Here is a 20,111-nt window from a genome sequence, read left to right as displayed (position 1 = left end):
TATATATTCCTTTCTTCTTTCTGTTTTTATTTTATTGGAATTCGGTTAATTTGTAAATCATTTAATACTTTTCGTTGTAAATTAAACATTTTTTCTTCATCAGTCGGAGTTTGATGATCATAACCTAAAATATGTAACATACCATGAGTAAATAAAAAAGCAAATTCACGACGAAGAGAATGGTTATATTCAGCAGCTTGGGCGAGGGCTTTTTCATAGCAAATAAAAATATCCCCTAAACTGCGCAGTCCGGTTAATTGAAATAAATCAATCTTATTTTCTTCTTCTAAAGCAAAGGTAATAACATCAACAACATAATCTTTGTTACGATATTTTCGATTAAGTTCTAATTGTCCTTGTGCATCAACAATAATTAATGATAATTCTAATGGCTCAGTTATTGCTAATAAAGTTTTAATTTTTTTGAAAATTGCATTAAAATCATCTTGATATGGTTTAATATCAAACTTTGTTTCATTATAAATCACAAAATCATCTTTCATTACCTCACCAGACCCTTCTCTTTTTTTATTATAACAAATTAAATCATTATATTTAGTAAATAATCTAATGTTGTTTGCAAACCAATTTCCATTTTAGCTGATAAATATCAAATATTAATAATAAATTCTTGCTGATTTAAAATAAGATAATAATTATTTTCTCTTTTAACTTGCGTTATAATTATTTGCCATTGTTTCTTTACAAAATATTTTTTTACTTGTTGTCCTGGTTTAATAACTAAATGTTCCTGATGGGGAACAAAAATATAAGTTAATTCATCGTACAGGATGCAGTTTCATTACCACTATTTGCAAGTTGCGGATTAAATCTTTTCCCAATTGCTTTAAATGGTGTTGCAATTCCAATTCCAATTTGGCGGAAGAATCCTTTTGTTCCACCTCCGCGTGCTGCTCCAACTAGTTTACTTGTGGAAAGTGTTGTGACCCCAAGTCCAAAGCCTACTAACCCAACAATCCCAGCTCTTGAACTCATTCCCTCGATGGCGTGTAAGAAATGGCGAAAGTCAAGGGGTTTTTCTTGGTGAGATTGACTGCTTGCTGTTTCATTATCCCCTCAATCACCACCAGAACCCATTGCGTTCATTGTTTTATCTGCCATACTAGTTCCACCCATCGCCATTGATCGTTTGGCTCTTTTACTTTTGGCAAATCCGAATGCTTTTCAGTGAAATTTATGTTATAAAAAAGAAATTATATTATGTGAAGAACATTGATTACAAAATTATCAATTAGAAAATTTAATTATAAATAAAAAAATTAGGAGGAATTAAATTATGAATAAAAATTACTTATTAGTAATGAAATATGAAAATAAAGTTATAATTAAATTAATTTATACATTAGAAAAGGCAAAAATTACTGCTAATTAAGTGGGTAATATGCAATTAAAAACTAATATTCTTGAAAAGTTATAGGAAATTATTAATTTTAATGATGATACTGTTAATGGTATTATTGTACAAACTATTTTAAATTTTGCTAAAGTATCAAATGAAAATTTTATCATTAATGATGTTGCAGAAACATCACATACAAGTGTTTTATCGGTGACAAAGTTTTGTAAAAGTTTAGGTTTTACAGGATGAAAAGAATTTTATATTTTTTTTCGCTATGAATTAGATAATTTAAAAAAACTTAATCATTTTTATCGTCTTAATTTATCAAAAAATACTGTTAATTATTTAATATCAAACCATAGTGCAATGATGACAAAATTATTAAATTTATTTTAAAAGAAAATTAACCGATTATAGAAATTAATTTAACAACAAAAAAACCGATTATTGCAAATTATTAATGATCGGCGCAAAATGTATACCCACTAAATTATTTATAATCATTTATTTATTATTTTTAATGCAATTTTAACAATGATTAATTAAAAAAATACCCAGCACAAGTTTTCTGAGTATTTTTTATTATGATTTATTATGATAAATATCTCAATCTTCTAAGACCATATGTTTAATAAAACGATTCATTCATAAGTCAGAATTGGCCTCCGTTTGTAAGTTTCCAACTTCACCCGTTTCGAACCCAACATAATTTCCATTTTTAATATAGACGTAAGTTGGCAATCCAGTTAATCCTAATGAATCAGCAGTAATTGTTTTGTCAATTTCACGATTAATTTTATGAGCATTTTGCTCTTGTGTTACAATTCAATCAGCAATTTTTTTTGCTCATTTTTCTTTTCAAATACCATTATAATCTTTAATGTTATCAGTAATAATTAAGCGAGTGTTTTTAATTTTTTCTTGCTCATCAGCACTAATGGGATATGTTTTTAAAGCATATTGGGCACCAAAATTACCTGCTAAATACTTGTCATATTTATCATTACCATAACCATTTTTATTATATAAATCTGGAATTGTTGTATCTGTTGTATTTTGACAATGAATGCAATTCTTTGCTGAAACCATAAAAATAAAACTTTCTTTATTGTTTATACCATTGATGAATTGGTTGTAATATGACATATTTTGATCTGAACAAGTTATTGTTGCTTTTATTGTTGTTGTTGCGAGTGTCATTGCTGCCATTGTACTTAGCAGTTTTTTCATTTCTATTCCTCCCCAAGAATTATTTTATATAATTGTCTATCTATAACTATACATTATTTTTTATATTTTTAAAGTTAAATCTAAATATTTTTATGGTGTTATTTAGTAGATAATTATGAGAGAAAAGTATATAATGATAAAAAATAATACAGATTTTAAAGGAGAGTAAATGATGATGGATATAACCACAACATTGGCTGTGTTACTTCCAATAATGATTATTTAATGATTATTTTATTAATTTTTTCAATTTTTTTCGGTTTCAGAAACAGATATTACCTCAATTAATGTTATTCGTTTAAAACAAATGGCAAAAAAATATTATTAAACGAAAAAAAGAGCAACAAATAAAAAAATTCGTCGAGCAAAACAAGTTTATAAATTCGTCAAAGATTATGATCGTACTTTAGCTGTAGTATACCACATACATTTTAAAGATTACAAGAAAATAACAAAAATAATAAAAATATTTATTTATAATTATAAAAATATCATAAAATAAATAAATAAAAAATATAAAATTAAACAAACTAAAAATTAGTTTAAATACAAAAACTTAATAATTTAAAATTATTTAATTAAACTATTCAAAAAGTTAAATGGTGTCTGAAAATTTAAAGACTTATGAACTCTTTCAAAATTATAAAAATAATAATAATAATAATAATAATTTAATTTATTCTGTAAACTAACGACATTTAATATTTTTTCTTCAAATACAAATAATTTAGTATAATTTTGATGAAATCTTTCAATCTTACCGTTTGACTGTGGAGAACGAACAGGTGTTGTCTGATGAAAAATATTTTTATCTGTTAAAAATTGAGTAAAATTAGTTTCTTTAACAGTAAATAATGTTCGTATAATGTTTATTTATTGTAATAAACACTGATTATTAACAATGTTATAAAAAATGTTAATATATTGTTTATTTAATGTTTAATAAACACTGTTAATAAACATTGTTAAATATATAAAATAATAAAAATTGGCACACTTAAAATAACTATTAAGAACTTTAATAGTAAATATAATAAGTTCATTTTTCTATTTAATAAATTCATTTTTTACATCAAATCACATATAAAAACTAGTGTGCCACAGTTAAAATATATGATAAATAATAAATACTAAACTCCTTTAACCATAATACGGAAAAAATTTAATATTTTTATAATACAAAATATAGCAAACGGAATTAAAATAATTCACGCATCGCCTAAAAAAAACCATTATCTCAGGTAAAATATTTGTTACACCATCTTTAACTTTTCATAATGCACTAGTTAATCCAGTTCAAATACCAGTCATACCCTCAGTCATAGTTTTAGGTGTAGGTGCTGTTGTTGTTAAAAAATTAACCGCCGTTGTTAAATACATACCTAACATTATTTTTTATCCTCCTTTCTTTCAATTTCTTTTTTATCTTTTTTATTTCGTTCAATTTGACGAATTTTTTGATAAATTCCTAAACCAATATAAAGAAAAATCCCCAATACAATAAGAACACTAAATATTGTCGTTAATCAAATTGGCATAATATAACTCCCTTCTAAAAAATTAAAAAATTGAAATTTGCAAACTCGCTCCGCTCGTTGTCGCTTCGCTCCATTAAAAAACATTATTGAATAAATTATCCGCTAATAAATTACGCGGAATAATTTATTCTTTTACTTTTTAATTTCAATATCTTTTGCAATCTTATTAACAGTATTAATAACATTATCTTTACCATACTTTTTCACTAGCGACCGCAAAATAAAATATTGCTTTGTTTGCATAATTTCAACTCCTTAATTAAAAATATTAAAAAAATTTACTTTCCAAAACTGTAAAAACCAAAAATACAAAATGTGTGTGGTTTCTACAGTTAATATTTTCACTCAACAAAATATTATTAAAATTTTGCAATTTCAACGCAAAAAAGTTAACTAAAACAGTATCATACTGTAAATTATCAATATATAAATTTTCAATAAACGAACTACGATTTTGAAACACAAGAGTTGCTTTTTTCCTACTTCATCCTTTATTCTATAAAATTTAGATAACAATGGAATGAAAAAAATTTGATAGTTTAATAAAAATATTTTCCTAATCTAACTCATCGATACGGTCTTTTACTACTTCCTCAATTTTTGCTAGCACAGTAAAAAATTCTTCAAATTCAAACTTTTTAATTTGATTACATACATGTTGGACATTATTTAAATCCATTTTAACCTCCTTTCAAGCAAAAAATTACCATCCTAAGTTAACTTTTCCTTGCAAATATAAAACTTTGTTTAACAACAAAGTTTTATATTACTTTAACATTAAAATCATATTGTTTCATAACTTCTGGTTTGTCCGTTACTAAATATAAAACATCTTTAACGTCATAAAATTTAAAAAACCCAACTTTATCAAATTTTGTACTATCAGCTAATAAAATTTTAACCTGAACCCGTGCTAAGGCTGCTAATTCAACCCGCGCTTCTTCTTCATTACTTTTGAAAACAGCGCCAGTTTTATCAATTGTATTTGCTGAAAAAATAACTTTTGAAAATTGAATTAATGATAAACTTTCCTCACAAAACGAACCATAAAAAGCTTGTGATTTTTCTCGTAATTTACCTCCAAATAAGACATTATATTTAACATTAGGATTATCTTTTGCCAATTGTAAAATTCGAAATGAATTAGTGACAACTTTTATTGGTTTATCAATTAAAGTAACAAAAATTTCACAAGTTGATCCTGCTCCGACAAAAATAACATCATTTTTTTCTAACAAATTTGTTAACTTTTTTCCTATAATCATTTTTTTATCAAAATTAATACTACTTGTTCGAACATTAATATTACATGTTTTATTATGAACTCCTAAAAAATTAATACCACCATAATACATTGTAATAATTCCTTCATTTTCAAGTTCTTTTAAATCACGGCGCGCAGTTGTTGCTGAAATATTATATTTTCGAACATATTCAAGAACATGATTCATTTCGTGAAAAATTTTTTGACACAAATATGCTAATAATAAATCTTTTCGTTGGACTCGATGGATAATTCTCTACTCCTTTCATTGTTTAATTCTGTACTTAATTATTATACCGAAAAAAAGTTATTTACCAAAATGTTCCAAAAATTTTCTTAAATTTTCAATAAGTTTTTTATTATGCAATAATTGATATAATTCAACATCACTTGCTTTTTGAATTGCACCAATACTTTCAAAATGGTGATTTAATAATTTAATTCGTTGTTTTCCAAACCCCGGGATTGTTTCTAGAATACTTGTTGTCAAAGCTTTTGTTTGCCGGCGGCGAAAACTAGTAATTGCAAAATTATGAACATTTTCTTGCATTCTTGTTAAAAATAAAAATAAACGGCTACTTTTATCCAAATATACTTTATCTTTTTTTAAATTAAGTAAATGGTCAGTTTTATGATGATCATTTTTAACTAAACCAACCACGGGAATTGATAAATCTAATTTTGCTAGTTCTTTTAAACAAGCATTAACTTGTTGAATCCCACCATCCATAATAATTAAATTGGGAAGGGCTTGTTCTTCTTGAATAATCTTTTGATAACGACGAGCAACAACCGCCGCAATACGGTGCGTATCATCTTGATATGGAATTTCTAAATTATACTTACGATAATCATTTCGTGATGGACGACCATTTTTATAAACAATAACCCCACCAGTCACAAACTCATTATTAATATTAGCAATATCAATCATTTCAATTAAATATGGTAATTCTGATAAACCTAAAATCATTTGTAACTCTTTTAAAACTTCAGCATTATTTAATTCTCGTTGGGCAGTTGTCTGGTATTGGACATAAGATTCATAACTATTTTCAGTCGCTAATTTCATAATTTTTTTTTCAATTGGTGTTTTAGGATGAAAAACACCATTATCAAATAACAAGTTTAATTCTGGTAATGCAATTGCCTTGTTAACAATTATTTTTGTGGGTAAAATATTTTTTTGATAAATATTTTGCAAGTATAAGCGGTATAATTCTTGGTAATCTTCAGCAAAATCAAGATGATAATATTCATAATCTTTATAGCTTAATTTTCCAGCACGATAAAATAAAGTTGTTAATACTAAATGCTCAGTAGTTTGATATAAACTAATCACATCTAAATCATCATTTTGATTTAACATTTCAACTGTTTGTGATGATAAAGTTCAGTCTAAGTTTCGAATTAAAACTTTTAATTTATGTGCTTCTTCAAATTGTAAGTTATCTGCGGCTTGAAACATTCGTTTCTCTAGTAGTTTTTTTGTTTCAGTAAAATTACCTTTAAAAAAATTATGAACTTTTTTAATCATTTTTGTATAATACTCTGAAGGAACTGATTTAAAACAAGCACCTGAGCATTGATTAATATGATAATAAAGGCAAGGTTTTCCAAGATTTCCTTTACAACGACGTAAAGGATATAATCGTTCTAAGACTTTAATAATTTCCCGCGCATGACTCCCTTCTGGGAATGGTCCATAATAGCTAGCATATTTTTGATGAACATTACGAACATACAAATATTGAGGGTCTTTTTCTTTTGTAATTACAATATAAGGATAATGTTTATCATCATTTAACAAAATATTGTATTTTGGTTTGTACTGCTTAATTAAATTATGTTCTAAAATTAGTGCCTCTTTTTCAGTTTTCGTAATAATTGTTTCTAAACGAACTATTTCTTGAACTAAGCGGGTTGTTTTATAATTATACACTTTGTTAAAATAAGAACTAACACGACTTCGTAAGTTTTTTGCCTTTCCAACATATAATACTTGATGATAATTATTGTAAAATAAATAGCATCCTGGTTTAGTTGGTAAAATCTCAACTTGCTCTTTTAACGATAATTTTTCTGACATTTTTCATTCTTCCCCTTATGTTTGTTAATATTTTATGCTTAATTAAAACAATTAGCAACTCATCATAAAAAATCCAAGATAAGAAAACGGACTTAATATTAAAATAAAAAAACTACTTTTCATAAAAGTAGTTTTGTTAATTTTTTAACGCTTGTTTTGATTTTTCTACTAACACTTTAAATTCATTTGGATTATGAATTGCTAATTCTGATAACATTTTACGATTTACTTCAATGTTAGTTTTATTTAAACCATTCATAAATTGTGAATACGACATATCATGTTCACGTACTGCAGCATTAATTCTTTGGATTCATAATGAACGAAAATCTCTTTTACGTTGCTTACGATCACGAAAAGCATACGCTCATGATTTCATTACTTGTTCTTTTGCTTTTTTGTAATGCGTTGATTTTGTTCCAAAATATCCTTTTGCTTCTTTAATAATATTTTTGCGACGTTTTCTTGTTGTTGGTCCGCCTTTAACTCTTGCCATTTGTTAATACTCCCTTCTCTTTCTTTATTCTTGTAATAGTTGTTTTAATCGACTCTGATCAGTTTGGTCCATTAAACCAGCTTTACGTAAATGACGTTTTTGTTTTGTTGTTTTATTTTGGGCTAAATGTGAAGTATATGCATGCGCAATCTTTCATTTTCCTGTTCCTGTTATTTTAACTCTTTTTGCTAAAGATTTTTTCGTTTTCATTTTTGGCATAAATTTTCCTCCTTGTCTTTTCTTTTAAAAGTTAATTTAATTAATTATTTTTTTGGTACAACATACATATCTAAAAACAAGCCATTTAACTGGGGTTCTTTTTCAATCTTTGCCAAATCTTTAATATAACTAAAAAATTTATCTAATGTTTTTTTGCCATATTCAGGTCTTGCAACTTCTCGACCACGAAACTTTAAAGAAATTTTAACACGGTTTCCATCAGTTAGAAATTCACGCACTTTTTTTGCCTTAAATTCCAAATCATGTTCACCAATTCCTGTTCGTAAACGCATTTCTTTATTTTCAGTTATATGTTGATTTTTCTTATTTTCTTTGTCTTTTTTCTTTTGTTCGTATTTATATTTTCCATAATCAACCAATTTTGCTACCGGTGGATTTGAAGCAGCTGATACTAACAATAAATCTAAACCTTTTTCTTCAGCAAAACGAACTGCTTCATTTCGCCCTAAAGGACCAACTTTATTACCATCATCTAAAATAATTAAAACTTCACGTGCTCTAATATCATAATTTACTTGCTCAATATTTTTATTGTTTTTAGTGGGTTGATTCATCCAATACCTCCATTTTAATTAATTAAAAAAACGCTCAAAAGTAGCGCTTTCATTAACAAGAATTATCTTCTTAAATGATTAAAATATAATCATTAAAAACTTTAATTTTATCTTGTAAAACCTATTAACCACACTAAAGGGCATAGGTGAGCATTAGCTACTTTAACATTTTTCAATATTAATTATATGATTTTTTTTTAATTTAGTCAATAATATTAATAAGATATTTTAAATTAACTTACTAATCAAAATCATTATATTCTTCTACTCTAATTGTTGCTGAAACTCTTTTAAAATTTGTTGTTCTGCTTTTGACAACAAACCATTAGTTGTTACTAAACTATCAAAATTAGTTAATTTATCTAAAGGAACTTGTAAACTTTCAAAAGCAATAGTAGCTTTTTTTAATTGATAACTAAAAATTGCTAATACCGCAACAACTTCCAAACCAGCCGCTTGTAAAGTTTTAACAACTTCAATAACTGACCCACCGGTAGAAATTAAATCTTCAATGACTACAACCTTTTGTCCCCTTTCATAGACTTCTTCAATTTGATTTTGTTTTCCGTAACCTTTCTTAATACTACTAACATACCAAAATGGTAATTATAATAAATGTACTAATAGAGCAGCATGGGTAATTCCTGCTGTTGCTGTTCCAAAAATATTATCAATTTTATCTTGTCCGAAATTAGTATTAATAAGTTCAACAAACCTTTTGTGGAAACCATATACATTTAAGACAAGTTCTATCTTTAGATTAAGTATACCACTTTTTTATTAATTTTTAAATCAACTAAATTAAATCTAAAAAATGACAAAGTACATTCAAATGCATTAATAGCATCCAATTTATTTCAACCAGGACGTTCGTTTCTAATATTCGTTTTTTCGTAATTAAGACATTTATATAATTCATCATATAGGTTTACGCGGATAATTTATCCATTTTCTTTTACATTATTAATTACTATTTTATTTACAGTATTAATAATATTATCTTTTCCATACTTAATTACTAAAAAACGCAAAATAAAATAATGTTTTCTTTCCATTAAAAAATCAACCCCTTTCAAAGTTGATTTGTTGCACTTCGATTACAAAATGCAAAATATTAATCATATTTTTTTGCATCCAAATTATTATATTTAGGAATTAAATTTTTATCTATTTTAAATAATATTTTTTCAATTTCTAATAAACTATTTAATTCTTCTACAGTAAATTTTTTTAATTCTTTTTTCAATTCACCTTGAACAACTACTGCAATACTTTGCAAAATTTTATTTTCTGTTACTTCTTTTCTAAATTTTAAAACTACTTTATTTTTAGTAATGATATCAGTCATTGCTAATTTTGTTGTGCTTGTCAAAAATTTTTAATTTCAAAATTTAAACCCATTTTTTGAAATATTTTTTCTTGATTGGCAAAATTTAATAATTTTTGTTGTCTCATTCCTGTACCTAATTTTCCAAATTCATTAACATAAAAAAACAAATTTAATAATGTATTTTTCAAATTAACATTTTTATTTAATATGTCATTAAATTCCATTACTAAAAAATTTGATAATAAGAAAATGGCTATTCTTGTTGTAGAAATTGTTAATTGTGTTGCATTTAATCCTTGCACAACTGCATCTCCTAAACCACCAGTTAACACTCCTAAATAAATAGCAATAAACTGAAATCTTAACATTTTTAAAAATATTAAAAATCAATTTTCATTTTGTATATTTGGTTGATATAATATTTTTTTTATATAGGTAAAAATACTTCTACTTTAAATGCACCACCATCTTGTTACAATTGATTTGTAAATAAAGCAGCAATTTTAAAAACACCATACAAATTTGTTAATCTTCAATTATTTTGAAAAAAAAGTTTGTATTGTTTTAAATGTAACTGCCATGACTAACCTCCAATAATTGTTTTACTTTGTGGATCAAATCTCATTTATACATTTTCTGTTTCATTATTTAGAACTATTTTGTTCAGATTCATTGGTTTCTATAACTGGTCCTGTTCCTGAATTTCTTTTTACTTGTTCTTTTAAAATAGTCAATTCTTTCTCTAAATAATCAATTCTTTCTTTTTTTTCTGTCTCTTCTAAACAGCTATTGCTGTAGCTTCTTTTTCAGCCTTTTTAGTTTTCTATTCACTTTGTGTTGTTTTATATTCTTCAATGGCATTATTAATTACTTAATCTAAATTAAAGTCTTCAATGACATAAGTGCCATCCTCATTTTTTAATTGGTTCACCATTACCATAAAATTTTAAAATCTTTAACATGTTAAATTTCCTCCTATCAGTAATTGATGCACTATTTTTTGTTAAAAGTCAAGTATTATTTTTTTCGATATTTTTCTTTTAAAATTCCAACACGATTAATTTCCTGAATATTTTTTAAAATCAAAATATTATTTTTATTCATTCTATTAAAATCGTTTGTTATTATACTCTTAATATGAAAAACATCATCTATACTACATCTTTAAAAACAAAACAAGAAGCTAATATAAATAAACGTTTAGGTGTATTAATTATATAACTAATTACTTCATTTCCACATTTTTTATACGGTTTAATTGATGTTTTATGTATTCCATAGTTTGAAATATTTTTCTTTTTATTATTTTGTTTATGTGGTTCATAAAAACTACCATCTTCTTTTTTAGAAAATTCATCACAAAAATACGAACTCGGGTTCGTATTTTTGTGTTCGAGCATGGCATCCTGCTTCACAGTTCAAAATTTCATGCATAAACTTTATCTTTTCTGTTATTAAATTAATAAATTTTTCAATAATTGTGTTGTACTTTTTTTAAATTTAATATGTGAAATATCTGCTGCTCATCGCACAGCATATTGATGTATTTTTTTAATTTCTTTTAGTTGTTTTATTTTTTTTCATAGTTTTTTCATAATTTTTTTCCTAACTTTTTATTTTATATTAAATAAATATTTTTTAAAATAAACTATTCATCTTCTTCTGAACCAAACATTGCTTCTTCACAACAAGCACAACATAATTCACCACCACCCCGCGCTAATACAATCACAAGGTTCTAAATCATGTTCTATTGCAGTTTCTTCTGACCAATTTTTGCATTTTCACTTTGGCATAATTATTCCTCCAAACTGTTATATTTATGTGGTTCATCTTCAACAATAGTATTTTCATCTCTTAAAGATTCATCTAACATATGTCCATGTATTCAAACTCTTCCACCATCAGGTAAATCACAACTATGATTAACTTAATAAAAATCACTTTTCTTTAGTCGATTATGACAATACATTTCTAATTTATCAATGTCTGATAACAAGATTCCATATTGTTTATCTTTTTCAGCAAGTGCTTCATCTAATAATTTTTTAAATTTATTTTATAGTTCATATATTTGGTTATAAATCATTCTATAAGAATTATCACTTATTATTGAATCATTTAATCATATATTAAAATAATCAAATTTTTCATCTACTAATTTTTTAATTGTTTCCATTTTGGGCCTATTTTAATTCTTTATAAACCATTTTTAATGTCTCATGTGCCATTTTGTTAAGTTATTTTTTGAAATCATCACCACAGATTTGTTTTACTTGTTCTATTTGTTTAACAATATTATTAATTTTTTCCATATATTAAATACTCCTTTGCTTAAAATACCTTTTTAACGATAAAAAACCACCTTAGTGGTCTTAAATGTATTGGTACCTTACAAAAACAAAAAAATATTATAATCTTAAGATTAAAATTCTGATTTTGTCATTGAATTAATGCCTCCACCACCTAAAATTATTTCACGTGCATAAACAGGAATTACTTTCCGTTTTGGAAAACATTTTCGTAATACCATAATTGCTTTTTGATCATAAACTGGATCACCAAAAATTGGACAAATCAGCGCTTTGTTAACAAAATGAAAATTAATATAACTAGCAGGAAGACGAAAACCTGGCATTCGATGTTTAAAACGTAAACTATATTCACGGTCAGTTGCTTCACGTTGGGTTAAAAATAATGGGAGTGGTTGATAAATTTTAGTAATTTTTAGTTTTCGCCCTTTGGCATCAGTTGTTGATTCTAACAATGATAAAGCTTCGATACTTCGTTCATATTGTGGATCATCTTTATTATCTGTTCATGCTAATAAAACATGTCCGGGTTCAACAATTTGAAGTAAATTGTTAATATGACCACATGCCTCATCATTATATAGTCCCATTGTAATTCAAATAATTTTTTTAACATTTAAATATTGCTTTAAATATTGTTCAATTTTAAATTTTGTTAAAGTTGGATTTCGATTTGGGTTTAATAAACATTCTTCTGTTGTATATAATGTTCCTTCGCCATCAACATGAATACTCCCACTTTCTAGCACTAACGGACAAGCATAATAATCAACATCGCTAGTATTTGCCATTGTAATAGCCACGTTATTATCCACATTATAGTCTCAGTTAAAATGTTTTGCTTTTAACATTAAACTATTTTGCATTCCTCAGCCATTAAATTCAAAACTAACTGCACGGCGTTCTCTCTTTTCATTTATTAAATAAAGTGCTCCTATATCACGTGCCCAACTATCATAATAATTTGTTTTTACTAAGTTAATATTACTATTTCCTAGCATTTTTTTAACTCGTAAATAATTCTGTTCATTAACAATCATTTGGACTGGTTCATAATTACTAATAATTTTAGCAACTAATTCAAAAATTTTTTGCGCGGGAAAAGCATTTTTCTGTCAATTATCTTTCATATATGGTCATATCATTCAAGTTTGTAAATGATTACTTGCTTCTGCTGGCAAATAAAACCCATCTTCTTGCGGAGTTGTTGTTAATAATTTACTCATTTTATAATTCCTCCGTTCTAAATAGCACCGACTATTTTATTATTAATAAAGAAAAATATAATTAAAAAATATTATTTGTTTTAAATAAAAAATAATATATAAATAATTATTAATAATAATTATTTTTAAACAAAGATTTTAAATATAGATATTTTTTTAATCATTTTGATTTAAAACAATCAATTTCAAAAGAAACTGGTGAAGATGACATAATTTGACTAATACTTGCGATACAACGTGTAATCATTTTGCCCTGAGGTTTTAATTTACAAAGAACCTTAATTTTGTTTGTTAAAGCAAAATTTAAATTTAAACAAAGATTAAAAACTTCTGTTGCGGCAGTTGAATTAATAATTTTAAGTTTAAATGAATCTCATTCTTTTTCTAAATGTTTTTGATGATAATTAACCCGTAATTTATCAACTTGGATTTCATTTTGATATAAAATAATATCTGTCATTTCTGATTGTTTAATATAATTTGAACCTAAATCAAAAAAACATAATTGTAAATAATCAATTTCAAAAATATTAACTGCCATTTCTTCACCAATTTTCCTCATATCTTATTATAACCTTATCATAAATACAATAAACTAGCAAATATCTTGTGTTAAAAATAAAGTTAAAATTATGTTATCAAATAGAGGGTAATTGTTTTTCTTAAAATTAATTAATACAACAAAATACTTATTTTTGATTAATTGTAAATTTATAACAATTAAAGTAGTAATCCTTTTTAGTTAAATGATCTAACATCATAATCCTGGTTTTATTTTATAATATTTATTACGAAAATTAAACATAAATATTAGCAAATATTTATCCATTAAAAAGTTTTTTCCACTTTTAGTTTATCATAATTTTGGGGTTTAAAAAAAGAAATATAATTTTCCTGAAAAAAAATATTTTTTTAAACTTTATTAACAATTTGTTCATTAATTAAAATAATAAACTTATCAAAAGTAGTAGTAATTTGGTCTTCTTGTCCATAAATTCGATAAGTAATTATTTTTTTATCCCGTTCTTGGTCACCAATCACAATTTGATATGGAATTTTAGCAACTTGTGCTTCTCGAATTTTATAACTTAAACGCTCATCACGATCATCAATCATTGTACGTAATTTTAACTTTTTAAATTGCTGATGTAATTCATTAACATATTCCAAATGATGCTCATTATTAACTGGGATTATGACAATTTGTTTTGGAGATAATCAAAATGGTAAAACCCCTTTTGTTTGTTCTAATAAAATTGCAATAAAACGCTCATAAGTTCCAATTAAACCACGATGTAACATTACTGGTCTTGCTTTTGCTCCTGTTGCATCAATATAACTTAAATTAAATTTTTTTGGTAATAAAAAATCAAATTGTAGAGTTGAAACAGTAATTTCATGGTTTAATGCTGTCTTAATTTGAATGTCTAACTTTGGCCCATAAAACGCTGCTTCGCCAATCATTGGCACATATGGAATTTTTAAATCATCTAATGCTTTTTGTAGAATTTGTTCAGCATGATTTCACATTTGATCATCATCATAATATTTTTCCTTATTTGTTGGATCACGTAATGACAATGAATAATAATCAACAGTAATTTTTAAATCTGTTAAAACTTCATTAATTAATTTAAAACAACGTTTAAATTCTTCTTTTAACTGATCATAACGTAAAAAGATGTGTGAATCAATTAATTGCATCATTCGCACTCGCTCGAGTCCTGTTAAGCTTCCCGATGTCTCATAACGATGTAAAATGGCATGCTCAGCAATCCGTAATGGTAATTCACGATAACTACGTTGTTTATAATTATATACAGCAATATGGTGCGGGCATGCCATTGGCCGTAAAACACTAATTTCATTATCTTGTGCCATTGGTGCAAACATATTTTCTTGATAATGATCCCAATGACCAGAAATTTTATACATTTCACTAGTTCCAATAACTGGTGTATCAACCTCAATAAAATCATATTCTCATTCTTTTTCTCGGATATATTCTTGTAGTACTTTTTTTAATGCCATTCCATTTGGTAACCAAATTGGTAAACCAGGTCCAACTAATTTATCAAAAGTAAAGATTTCTAAATCCTTTCCAATTTTACGATGATCGCGTTGTTTACGCTCTTCATATGCTAATAATATTTGTTCAAATAATTCACGCGAAAAATGTGAACTTCCAGTTAATCGTTGCAACATTTTATTTTTAGCATCATCTTGTCAATACACTCCTGCTAAACTTCAAAGTTTTAATACTTTAATATGTTTTAAAGTTGTAACTGGATAAGTATTTGGCAAATATAATTCATTGCCAAGTAAGTATCCGGCTTGTTCTGCCCCTGTTTCTAGACAAAAAGTTAATAAATAAGGATTATTATCATCCCTATATCATTTTTTTGCATCGGTCAGGGTCCCTAAAACAGGTGTAATAACAAGATTATTATTAATTAATTTTGTTACTTCCTGTTCTAAAACAATAAGATCGGTTTCTTTTAAATGTGGTTCAACATCAAAGTCAATTAAAAAGGTATCATCTTGTACCACAATTTTAGCAATTTTAGCGGTTGGATGTAAATTAGTAATTGCTTTTGCTACTATTAATGCTGTTGTATTATGCAAAATTGATAAGGCTAGCGGTGATTTATCAGTAATAATTTCTAATGGCCCATCAGTTGTTACTAAATAGTCTAAACTACGAATTTGACCAGCAAAAACCCCACCAAAGGCAGCTTTCCCTAGACTTGATGCAATACTGCTGGCAATAGCATGAATTGTTTGTGGACTTTTAAATTCACGAACTTGCCCATCTGGTAATGTAATTTTAATCATTTGTAATCTTCCTTTCCTAAAAATAAAACTCGCTTCCAATATTATTAAAACAATAATACTAGGAGCGAGTTCTTCGCGGTACCATCCTAATTAAATTAAGATTTAACCTAATTTATCTTTCACACTTAATAACGAAAAGTGCTTAAACGTAAACTAACCGTTGTTACTAGTAATCTAATCGTTCTTTTATTAAGTTTCCATCATCCTTAACTTGCTGAGAAAAGAGGAAGATTAGACCATGGGTAACTAGTTTAATTATTTAATTGTAATTTCTTTAATTTCTTCGTTGCGCGCAAATAAAATTGTTGAACCAATTTTTGCTCCTCATTTTTTTGCAACTTCACAAATTGCTTTTTCATCTGTTTTAAAAGCTTCATAATTATCAACTTTATTCATAAAAATTGAATGCCACGATCCAAAGGCAGTATACAATTTTGGAAGTGGACTAACTCCTAAAATTACTACATTCGGGCGGAATTTTGAAATTGTTTTTAATAATTCTCCGGTGTTTGAAACAACAACAGCATATTCATATTTTCCATATTTACATTTATTTGCTAATTTTTTAGCAATATCAGCGCGTGGTCCTCTTGTTGAATTCATAGCATCTTCTAATTGCTTTTCATAATATAATTTTGAATAAAATTCATGCTCTGCTCGTTTATTAATCATTGCCATCGTATGAACAGTAATAAATGGATAATCACCATTTGCTGATTCACCTGATAACATTGTTGCATCAGATCCTAATTCTGTTGCAAAATAAACATCAGTAACTTCTGCTCGTGTTGGCGATGGATTTTCTGTCATTGTTTCTAACATTTGTGTTGCAACAATAACAATTTTTCCTGCTTCACGACATTTACGAATAATAATTTTTTCTCAATATGGAACATCATAATAAGGAATTTCTAAACCTAAATCTCCCCGCGCAACCATAATTCCATCCGATGTGGCAATAATTTCATCAATATTATTAATTCCAATTTGTGATTCAATTTTAGCAATAATTTGAACATGCTCAGCTTTACACTCTTTTAATAATTTTCGAATTTCTTTGATATTACCAGCTGTGTTAACAAATGATACTGCAATATAATCAATTCCTTGTTCAACTCCAAATTTAATATCATTAATATCTTTTTCAGCTAAAAATGGTAATGTAAAGTCGACCCCAGGTAAATTAATTCGTTTATTTGTTTTAACAATATGATGGTTGAAAGCTTTTGTTTCAATAATTCCTGGCTTAACACCAGTAACATTTAACTGTAATTTCCCATCATCAACTAATACTACGTCACCAACTTTTAAGTCCTGTGACATATCATATGAAACAGTAATTTCCGTTCCAGTTCCTTCACGGCTTTGATATTCCTTTGGTAATGAATAAATTGTAACTGTTGCACCAGCAACAATTTCTTGCTTCCCATCTTTCATTATTCCAACACGAATTTCTGGACCTTTAGTATCTAATAATACTGAAATTGGTTTACCAATTTTAGCACTAACTTCTCGTGCTCACACAATTCGTGCTCCTTGTTCAGCATGATCTCCATGTGAAAAGTTTAAGCGAATTGTGGTCATTCCTGCTTTAAACAGTTCTTCAAGGGCTCCCGCTGAATGGGTACTTGGCCCAATTGTTGTAATAATTTTTGTTCTTTTCATTTTCTCGTTAATATTAAAGTTATCCATTCTCTTGATAATCTCCTTCTAAAAATATTTTACCACCTTATTTTATCCTAAAATTATGATTTTTGATAAATATTCTGATTTAATTCATCAAATTTAGTTAAAATTTCTTTCCGTGATGGTCGTGGAATACTTAATGCTTCCACAATTGGACGAGCAATAATTTGATCACCGTGATTACCAATTGCTAAACCACCTTCTCCCGCAATAATTTGTTCAACAGCAAATTGTGCCATTTGAAAAGCACGATAACGATCCATTGCCGTTGGATTACCACCTCGTTGAGTATATCCTAAAACTATTGCACGGGTAATATAACCACTTTTACTTTCAACTAATTTTGCTAATTTATGCACATCGGGATAAATCATTTCACTAACAACAATAATAACACTTCGTTTTTGTGCTTGATGTAATGTTGCAACCCGCTCAGCAATTTCTGTCTCAGATAAAGCAGCTTCGTTAATTGAAATAATATCTGCTCCACCAGCAATTCCAGCATATAAAGCAATATCACCACATGCATGACCCATTACTTCCACAATTGAACAACGATTATGTGATTGCATTGTATCACGCAAGCGATCAATTGCTTCAACAACAATATTAATGGCAGTATCAAAACCAATCGTATAATCTGATGAAGTGATATCATTATCAATTGTTCCTGGTAAAGCAATACAATTAATTCCCATCTCTGTTAACCGTTGCGCTCCTTGATAACTGCCATCACCACCAATAACTACTAATGCTGCAATTCCTTGTTTTTTTAAATTAGTAACAGCTTTTTCTCGTACCTTTGGGTCTTTAAATTCCGGTAAGCGTGCACTTCCAATAATAGTCCCTCCTAAACGCATAATATTATCCGCAAAATTATTATCAACAACTTCCATTCAATTATTAATTAATCCTAAATAACCATCACGAATAATATATGTTTCTAATCCTTTAAAATGTGCTGTTTTAATAACCCCTGCAATTGCCGCATTCATTCCTTGCGAATCACCACCAGATGTTAAAATTCCAATTTTTTTAATCATGCTTTTTCTCCTTCTCTTTTATTTTTTTCATCTTGTTTATATTAATTTTAGTTGATATTCTACGATTGTAAAGATTTTTTTAACTAAAAAGAATAAAAAAACACTTACAAAGTGTTTTTTTATTTTGTTCTAAATAAGAAAAAGTAATTCTTATTATTTTTTCTATTAGTTTATAGTAGCTGTTACTTTTGCATTGAATTTAAATTCACCAGTAATTTTTGTTGAACTATCATTTGCTTTAACTGTTACTTCAACAGTAGTTGCGGCTGAATAGTTTCCCTCTACACCCTTATTTGTAATTGCAAATTCACTTGCTTGTACACCTGCTACTTTTTCTTTTATAGCATTTAAAACAGCTTGTACAAGATTTGCATCTTTATTAACTAATTCTAATTCAGTTTTTGTAACATTTGTTACATCGGCTACTTTAATTTCTACAGTTTGTTCAGGCACTGTTACAACTGAAATATCTGTTTTTTTTACTTCACTATTTTTTGGTAAAGTTACTTTAATATATCCTGATTTACCAATAACAACGGTTTTATCTTTTGCTGGAGTAATTTGAACATATATATCAACTTTACTTGCTTCTAAATTAACATTATCTAATGCTTTACCTTTGTTGTCTTCATAAATTTCATATACAAAGTCAGTTGATTCTGCTTTTTTTACAACATCTTGTACTGCTTTTAAAACATTAGGATCTAATTCTTTTTTAATTTCTTCTTTTGTAACTTTTGTTACATCTTTTGCCGCTACAGTTTCAGGTGCTTCAATTGTTTTAACTCTTGATAAGTTGTTACTTTCAGTTTTGTTACATGCGATTACTGATGTTGTTCCTACAACTGATACACCAGAAACTGCTAAAATCGATAAAAGTCTTCTCATTTCTTATATTCCCTTTCTCT

The 20,111-nt window shown here is 26.9% G+C and carries 24 protein-coding genes and 1 pseudogene; 1 reads left to right on the top strand and 24 read right to left on the bottom strand.

The window, feature by feature from the left end:
• Positions 1 to 26 precede the first annotated feature (26 nt).
• Together ybeY and SKUN_RS03260 are read right to left on the bottom strand one after the other, a co-directional pair.
• The gene (gene ybeY, locus SKUN_RS03265) at positions 27 to 503 is read right to left on the bottom strand and encodes an rRNA maturation RNase YbeY (RefSeq protein WP_053390835.1); all 477 of its coding nucleotides are present in this window, start codon (positions 501 to 503) and stop codon (positions 27 to 29) included.
• Positions 504 to 774: 271 nt separating this feature from the next.
• The gene (locus tag SKUN_RS03260) at positions 775 to 1,143 is read right to left on the bottom strand and encodes a hypothetical protein (RefSeq protein ID WP_053390834.1); all 369 of its coding nucleotides are present in this window, start codon (positions 1,141 to 1,143) and stop codon (positions 775 to 777) included.
• Positions 1,144 to 1,570: 427 nt separating this feature from the next.
• Between SKUN_RS03260 and SKUN_RS10535 the strand changes: the two genes are divergently transcribed.
• Positions 1,571 to 1,756 carry a hypothetical protein gene (locus SKUN_RS10535; RefSeq protein ID WP_235511340.1) on the top strand — a complete coding sequence of 62 codons (186 nt, stop codon included), beginning with the start codon at positions 1,571 to 1,573 and terminating at the stop codon, positions 1,754 to 1,756.
• A 186-nt stretch (positions 1,757 to 1,942) separates the two neighbouring features.
• Here SKUN_RS10535 and SKUN_RS03250 read toward each other — a convergent pair whose 3' ends face one another.
• The 22 genes and pseudogenes from SKUN_RS03250 to SKUN_RS03160 all read right to left on the bottom strand — a co-directional run bounded on the left by SKUN_RS03250 (position 1,943) and on the right by SKUN_RS03160 (position 20,091).
• Positions 1,943 to 2,590 (bottom strand): hypothetical protein, encoded by a 648-nt coding sequence (locus SKUN_RS03250; RefSeq protein WP_053390833.1) that lies wholly within the window; start codon positions 2,588 to 2,590, stop codon positions 1,943 to 1,945.
• Between the two features lie 570 nt (positions 2,591 to 3,160).
• Positions 3,161 to 3,346 carry a hypothetical protein gene (locus tag SKUN_RS08330; protein ID WP_235511375.1) on the bottom strand — a complete coding sequence of 62 codons (186 nt, stop codon included), beginning with the start codon at positions 3,344 to 3,346 and terminating at the stop codon, positions 3,161 to 3,163.
• Positions 3,347 to 3,730: 384 nt separating this feature from the next.
• A complete protein-coding gene (locus tag SKUN_RS03245; protein ID WP_235511339.1) occupies positions 3,731 to 3,979 on the bottom strand; it encodes a hypothetical protein in 249 nt (82 codons plus the stop codon).
• Entirely contained in the window at positions 3,979 to 4,212 is a 234-nt protein-coding gene (locus tag SKUN_RS10530; protein ID WP_053390782.1) for a hypothetical protein, read from the bottom strand. Before SKUN_RS10530 ends, SKUN_RS03245 begins: the two co-directional genes overlap by 1 nt.
• Positions 4,213 to 4,459: 247 nt before the next feature.
• Positions 4,460 to 4,591: pseudogene (locus SKUN_RS03235) on the bottom strand (spiroplasma phage ORF1-like family protein); the annotation flags it as partial.
• Positions 4,592 to 4,684: 93 nt separating this feature from the next.
• Positions 4,685 to 4,807, bottom strand: coding sequence for a hypothetical protein (locus SKUN_RS11260; protein WP_268794868.1), 123 nt, complete (start codon positions 4,805 to 4,807; stop codon positions 4,685 to 4,687).
• Positions 4,808 to 4,889: 82 nt separating this feature from the next.
• The gene (locus SKUN_RS03230; protein WP_408640741.1) at positions 4,890 to 5,615 is read right to left on the bottom strand and encodes a DeoR/GlpR family DNA-binding transcription regulator; all 726 of its coding nucleotides are present in this window, start codon (positions 5,613 to 5,615) and stop codon (positions 4,890 to 4,892) included.
• An 84-nt stretch (positions 5,616 to 5,699) separates the two neighbouring features.
• Positions 5,700 to 7,481, bottom strand: coding sequence for an excinuclease ABC subunit UvrC (uvrC, locus tag SKUN_RS03225; protein WP_053390830.1), 1,782 nt, complete (start codon positions 7,479 to 7,481; stop codon positions 5,700 to 5,702).
• A gap of 136 nt (positions 7,482 to 7,617) precedes the next feature.
• The gene (gene rplT / locus SKUN_RS03220; RefSeq protein ID WP_053390829.1) at positions 7,618 to 7,977 is read right to left on the bottom strand and encodes a 50S ribosomal protein L20; all 360 of its coding nucleotides are present in this window, start codon (positions 7,975 to 7,977) and stop codon (positions 7,618 to 7,620) included.
• A 24-nt stretch (positions 7,978 to 8,001) separates the two neighbouring features.
• On the bottom strand, positions 8,002 to 8,196 hold the full coding sequence (gene rpmI, locus SKUN_RS03215; RefSeq protein WP_053390828.1) for a 50S ribosomal protein L35: 195 nt from the start codon (positions 8,194 to 8,196) through the stop codon (positions 8,002 to 8,004).
• Positions 8,197 to 8,240: 44 nt separating this feature from the next.
• A complete protein-coding gene (gene infC, locus SKUN_RS03210) occupies positions 8,241 to 8,771 on the bottom strand; it encodes a translation initiation factor IF-3 (RefSeq protein ID WP_053390827.1) in 531 nt (176 codons plus the stop codon).
• Positions 8,772 to 9,035: 264 nt separating this feature from the next.
• The gene (locus SKUN_RS11255; RefSeq protein ID WP_268794888.1) at positions 9,036 to 9,323 is read right to left on the bottom strand and encodes an orotate phosphoribosyltransferase; all 288 of its coding nucleotides are present in this window, start codon (positions 9,321 to 9,323) and stop codon (positions 9,036 to 9,038) included.
• A 562-nt stretch (positions 9,324 to 9,885) separates the two neighbouring features.
• Positions 9,886 to 10,119: a hypothetical protein gene (locus tag SKUN_RS03200; protein ID WP_053390826.1), complete on the bottom strand. Its 234-nt coding sequence runs from the start codon at positions 10,117 to 10,119 to the stop codon at positions 9,886 to 9,888.
• 2 nt (positions 10,120 to 10,121) lie between these two features.
• On the bottom strand, positions 10,122 to 10,469 hold the full coding sequence (locus SKUN_RS03195) for a hypothetical protein (RefSeq protein ID WP_053390825.1): 348 nt from the start codon (positions 10,467 to 10,469) through the stop codon (positions 10,122 to 10,124).
• Positions 10,470 to 11,252: 783 nt separating this feature from the next.
• Positions 11,253 to 11,501, bottom strand: coding sequence for a hypothetical protein (locus SKUN_RS03190; RefSeq protein WP_053390824.1), 249 nt, complete (start codon positions 11,499 to 11,501; stop codon positions 11,253 to 11,255).
• A 54-nt stretch (positions 11,502 to 11,555) separates the two neighbouring features.
• Positions 11,556 to 11,696 carry a hypothetical protein gene (locus SKUN_RS09170; RefSeq protein WP_158500752.1) on the bottom strand — a complete coding sequence of 47 codons (141 nt, stop codon included), beginning with the start codon at positions 11,694 to 11,696 and terminating at the stop codon, positions 11,556 to 11,558.
• Between the two features lie 830 nt (positions 11,697 to 12,526).
• On the bottom strand, positions 12,527 to 13,639 hold the full coding sequence (gene aguA, locus SKUN_RS03185) for an agmatine deiminase (RefSeq protein ID WP_053390823.1): 1,113 nt from the start codon (positions 13,637 to 13,639) through the stop codon (positions 12,527 to 12,529).
• Positions 13,640 to 13,748: 109 nt separating this feature from the next.
• Positions 13,749 to 14,201 (bottom strand): hypothetical protein, encoded by a 453-nt coding sequence (locus SKUN_RS03180; RefSeq protein ID WP_144416752.1) that lies wholly within the window; start codon positions 14,199 to 14,201, stop codon positions 13,749 to 13,751.
• Positions 14,202 to 14,551: 350 nt separating this feature from the next.
• Positions 14,552 to 16,474 (bottom strand): threonine--tRNA ligase, encoded by a 1,923-nt coding sequence (gene thrS / locus SKUN_RS03175; RefSeq protein ID WP_053390822.1) that lies wholly within the window; start codon positions 16,472 to 16,474, stop codon positions 14,552 to 14,554.
• 255 nt (positions 16,475 to 16,729) lie between these two features.
• Positions 16,730 to 18,166 (bottom strand): pyruvate kinase, encoded by a 1,437-nt coding sequence (gene pyk / locus SKUN_RS03170; protein ID WP_053390821.1) that lies wholly within the window; start codon positions 18,164 to 18,166, stop codon positions 16,730 to 16,732.
• Positions 18,167 to 18,219: 53 nt separating this feature from the next.
• Positions 18,220 to 19,203 (bottom strand): 6-phosphofructokinase, encoded by a 984-nt coding sequence (gene pfkA, locus SKUN_RS03165; protein WP_053390820.1) that lies wholly within the window; start codon positions 19,201 to 19,203, stop codon positions 18,220 to 18,222.
• A gap of 165 nt (positions 19,204 to 19,368) precedes the next feature.
• Complete coding sequence (locus tag SKUN_RS03160) at positions 19,369 to 20,091, bottom strand: spiralin lipoprotein (protein ID WP_053390819.1); 723 nt, start codon at positions 20,089 to 20,091, stop codon at positions 19,369 to 19,371.
• Between the last annotated feature and the right edge of the window lie 20 nt (positions 20,092 to 20,111).

It is taken from the genome of Spiroplasma kunkelii CR2-3x (assembly GCF_001274875.1).
GTDB lineage: Bacteria > Bacillota_I > Bacilli_A > Mycoplasmatales > Mycoplasmataceae > Spiroplasma > Spiroplasma kunkelii.
This window is presented reverse-complemented; position numbering and strand designations above follow the sequence as displayed.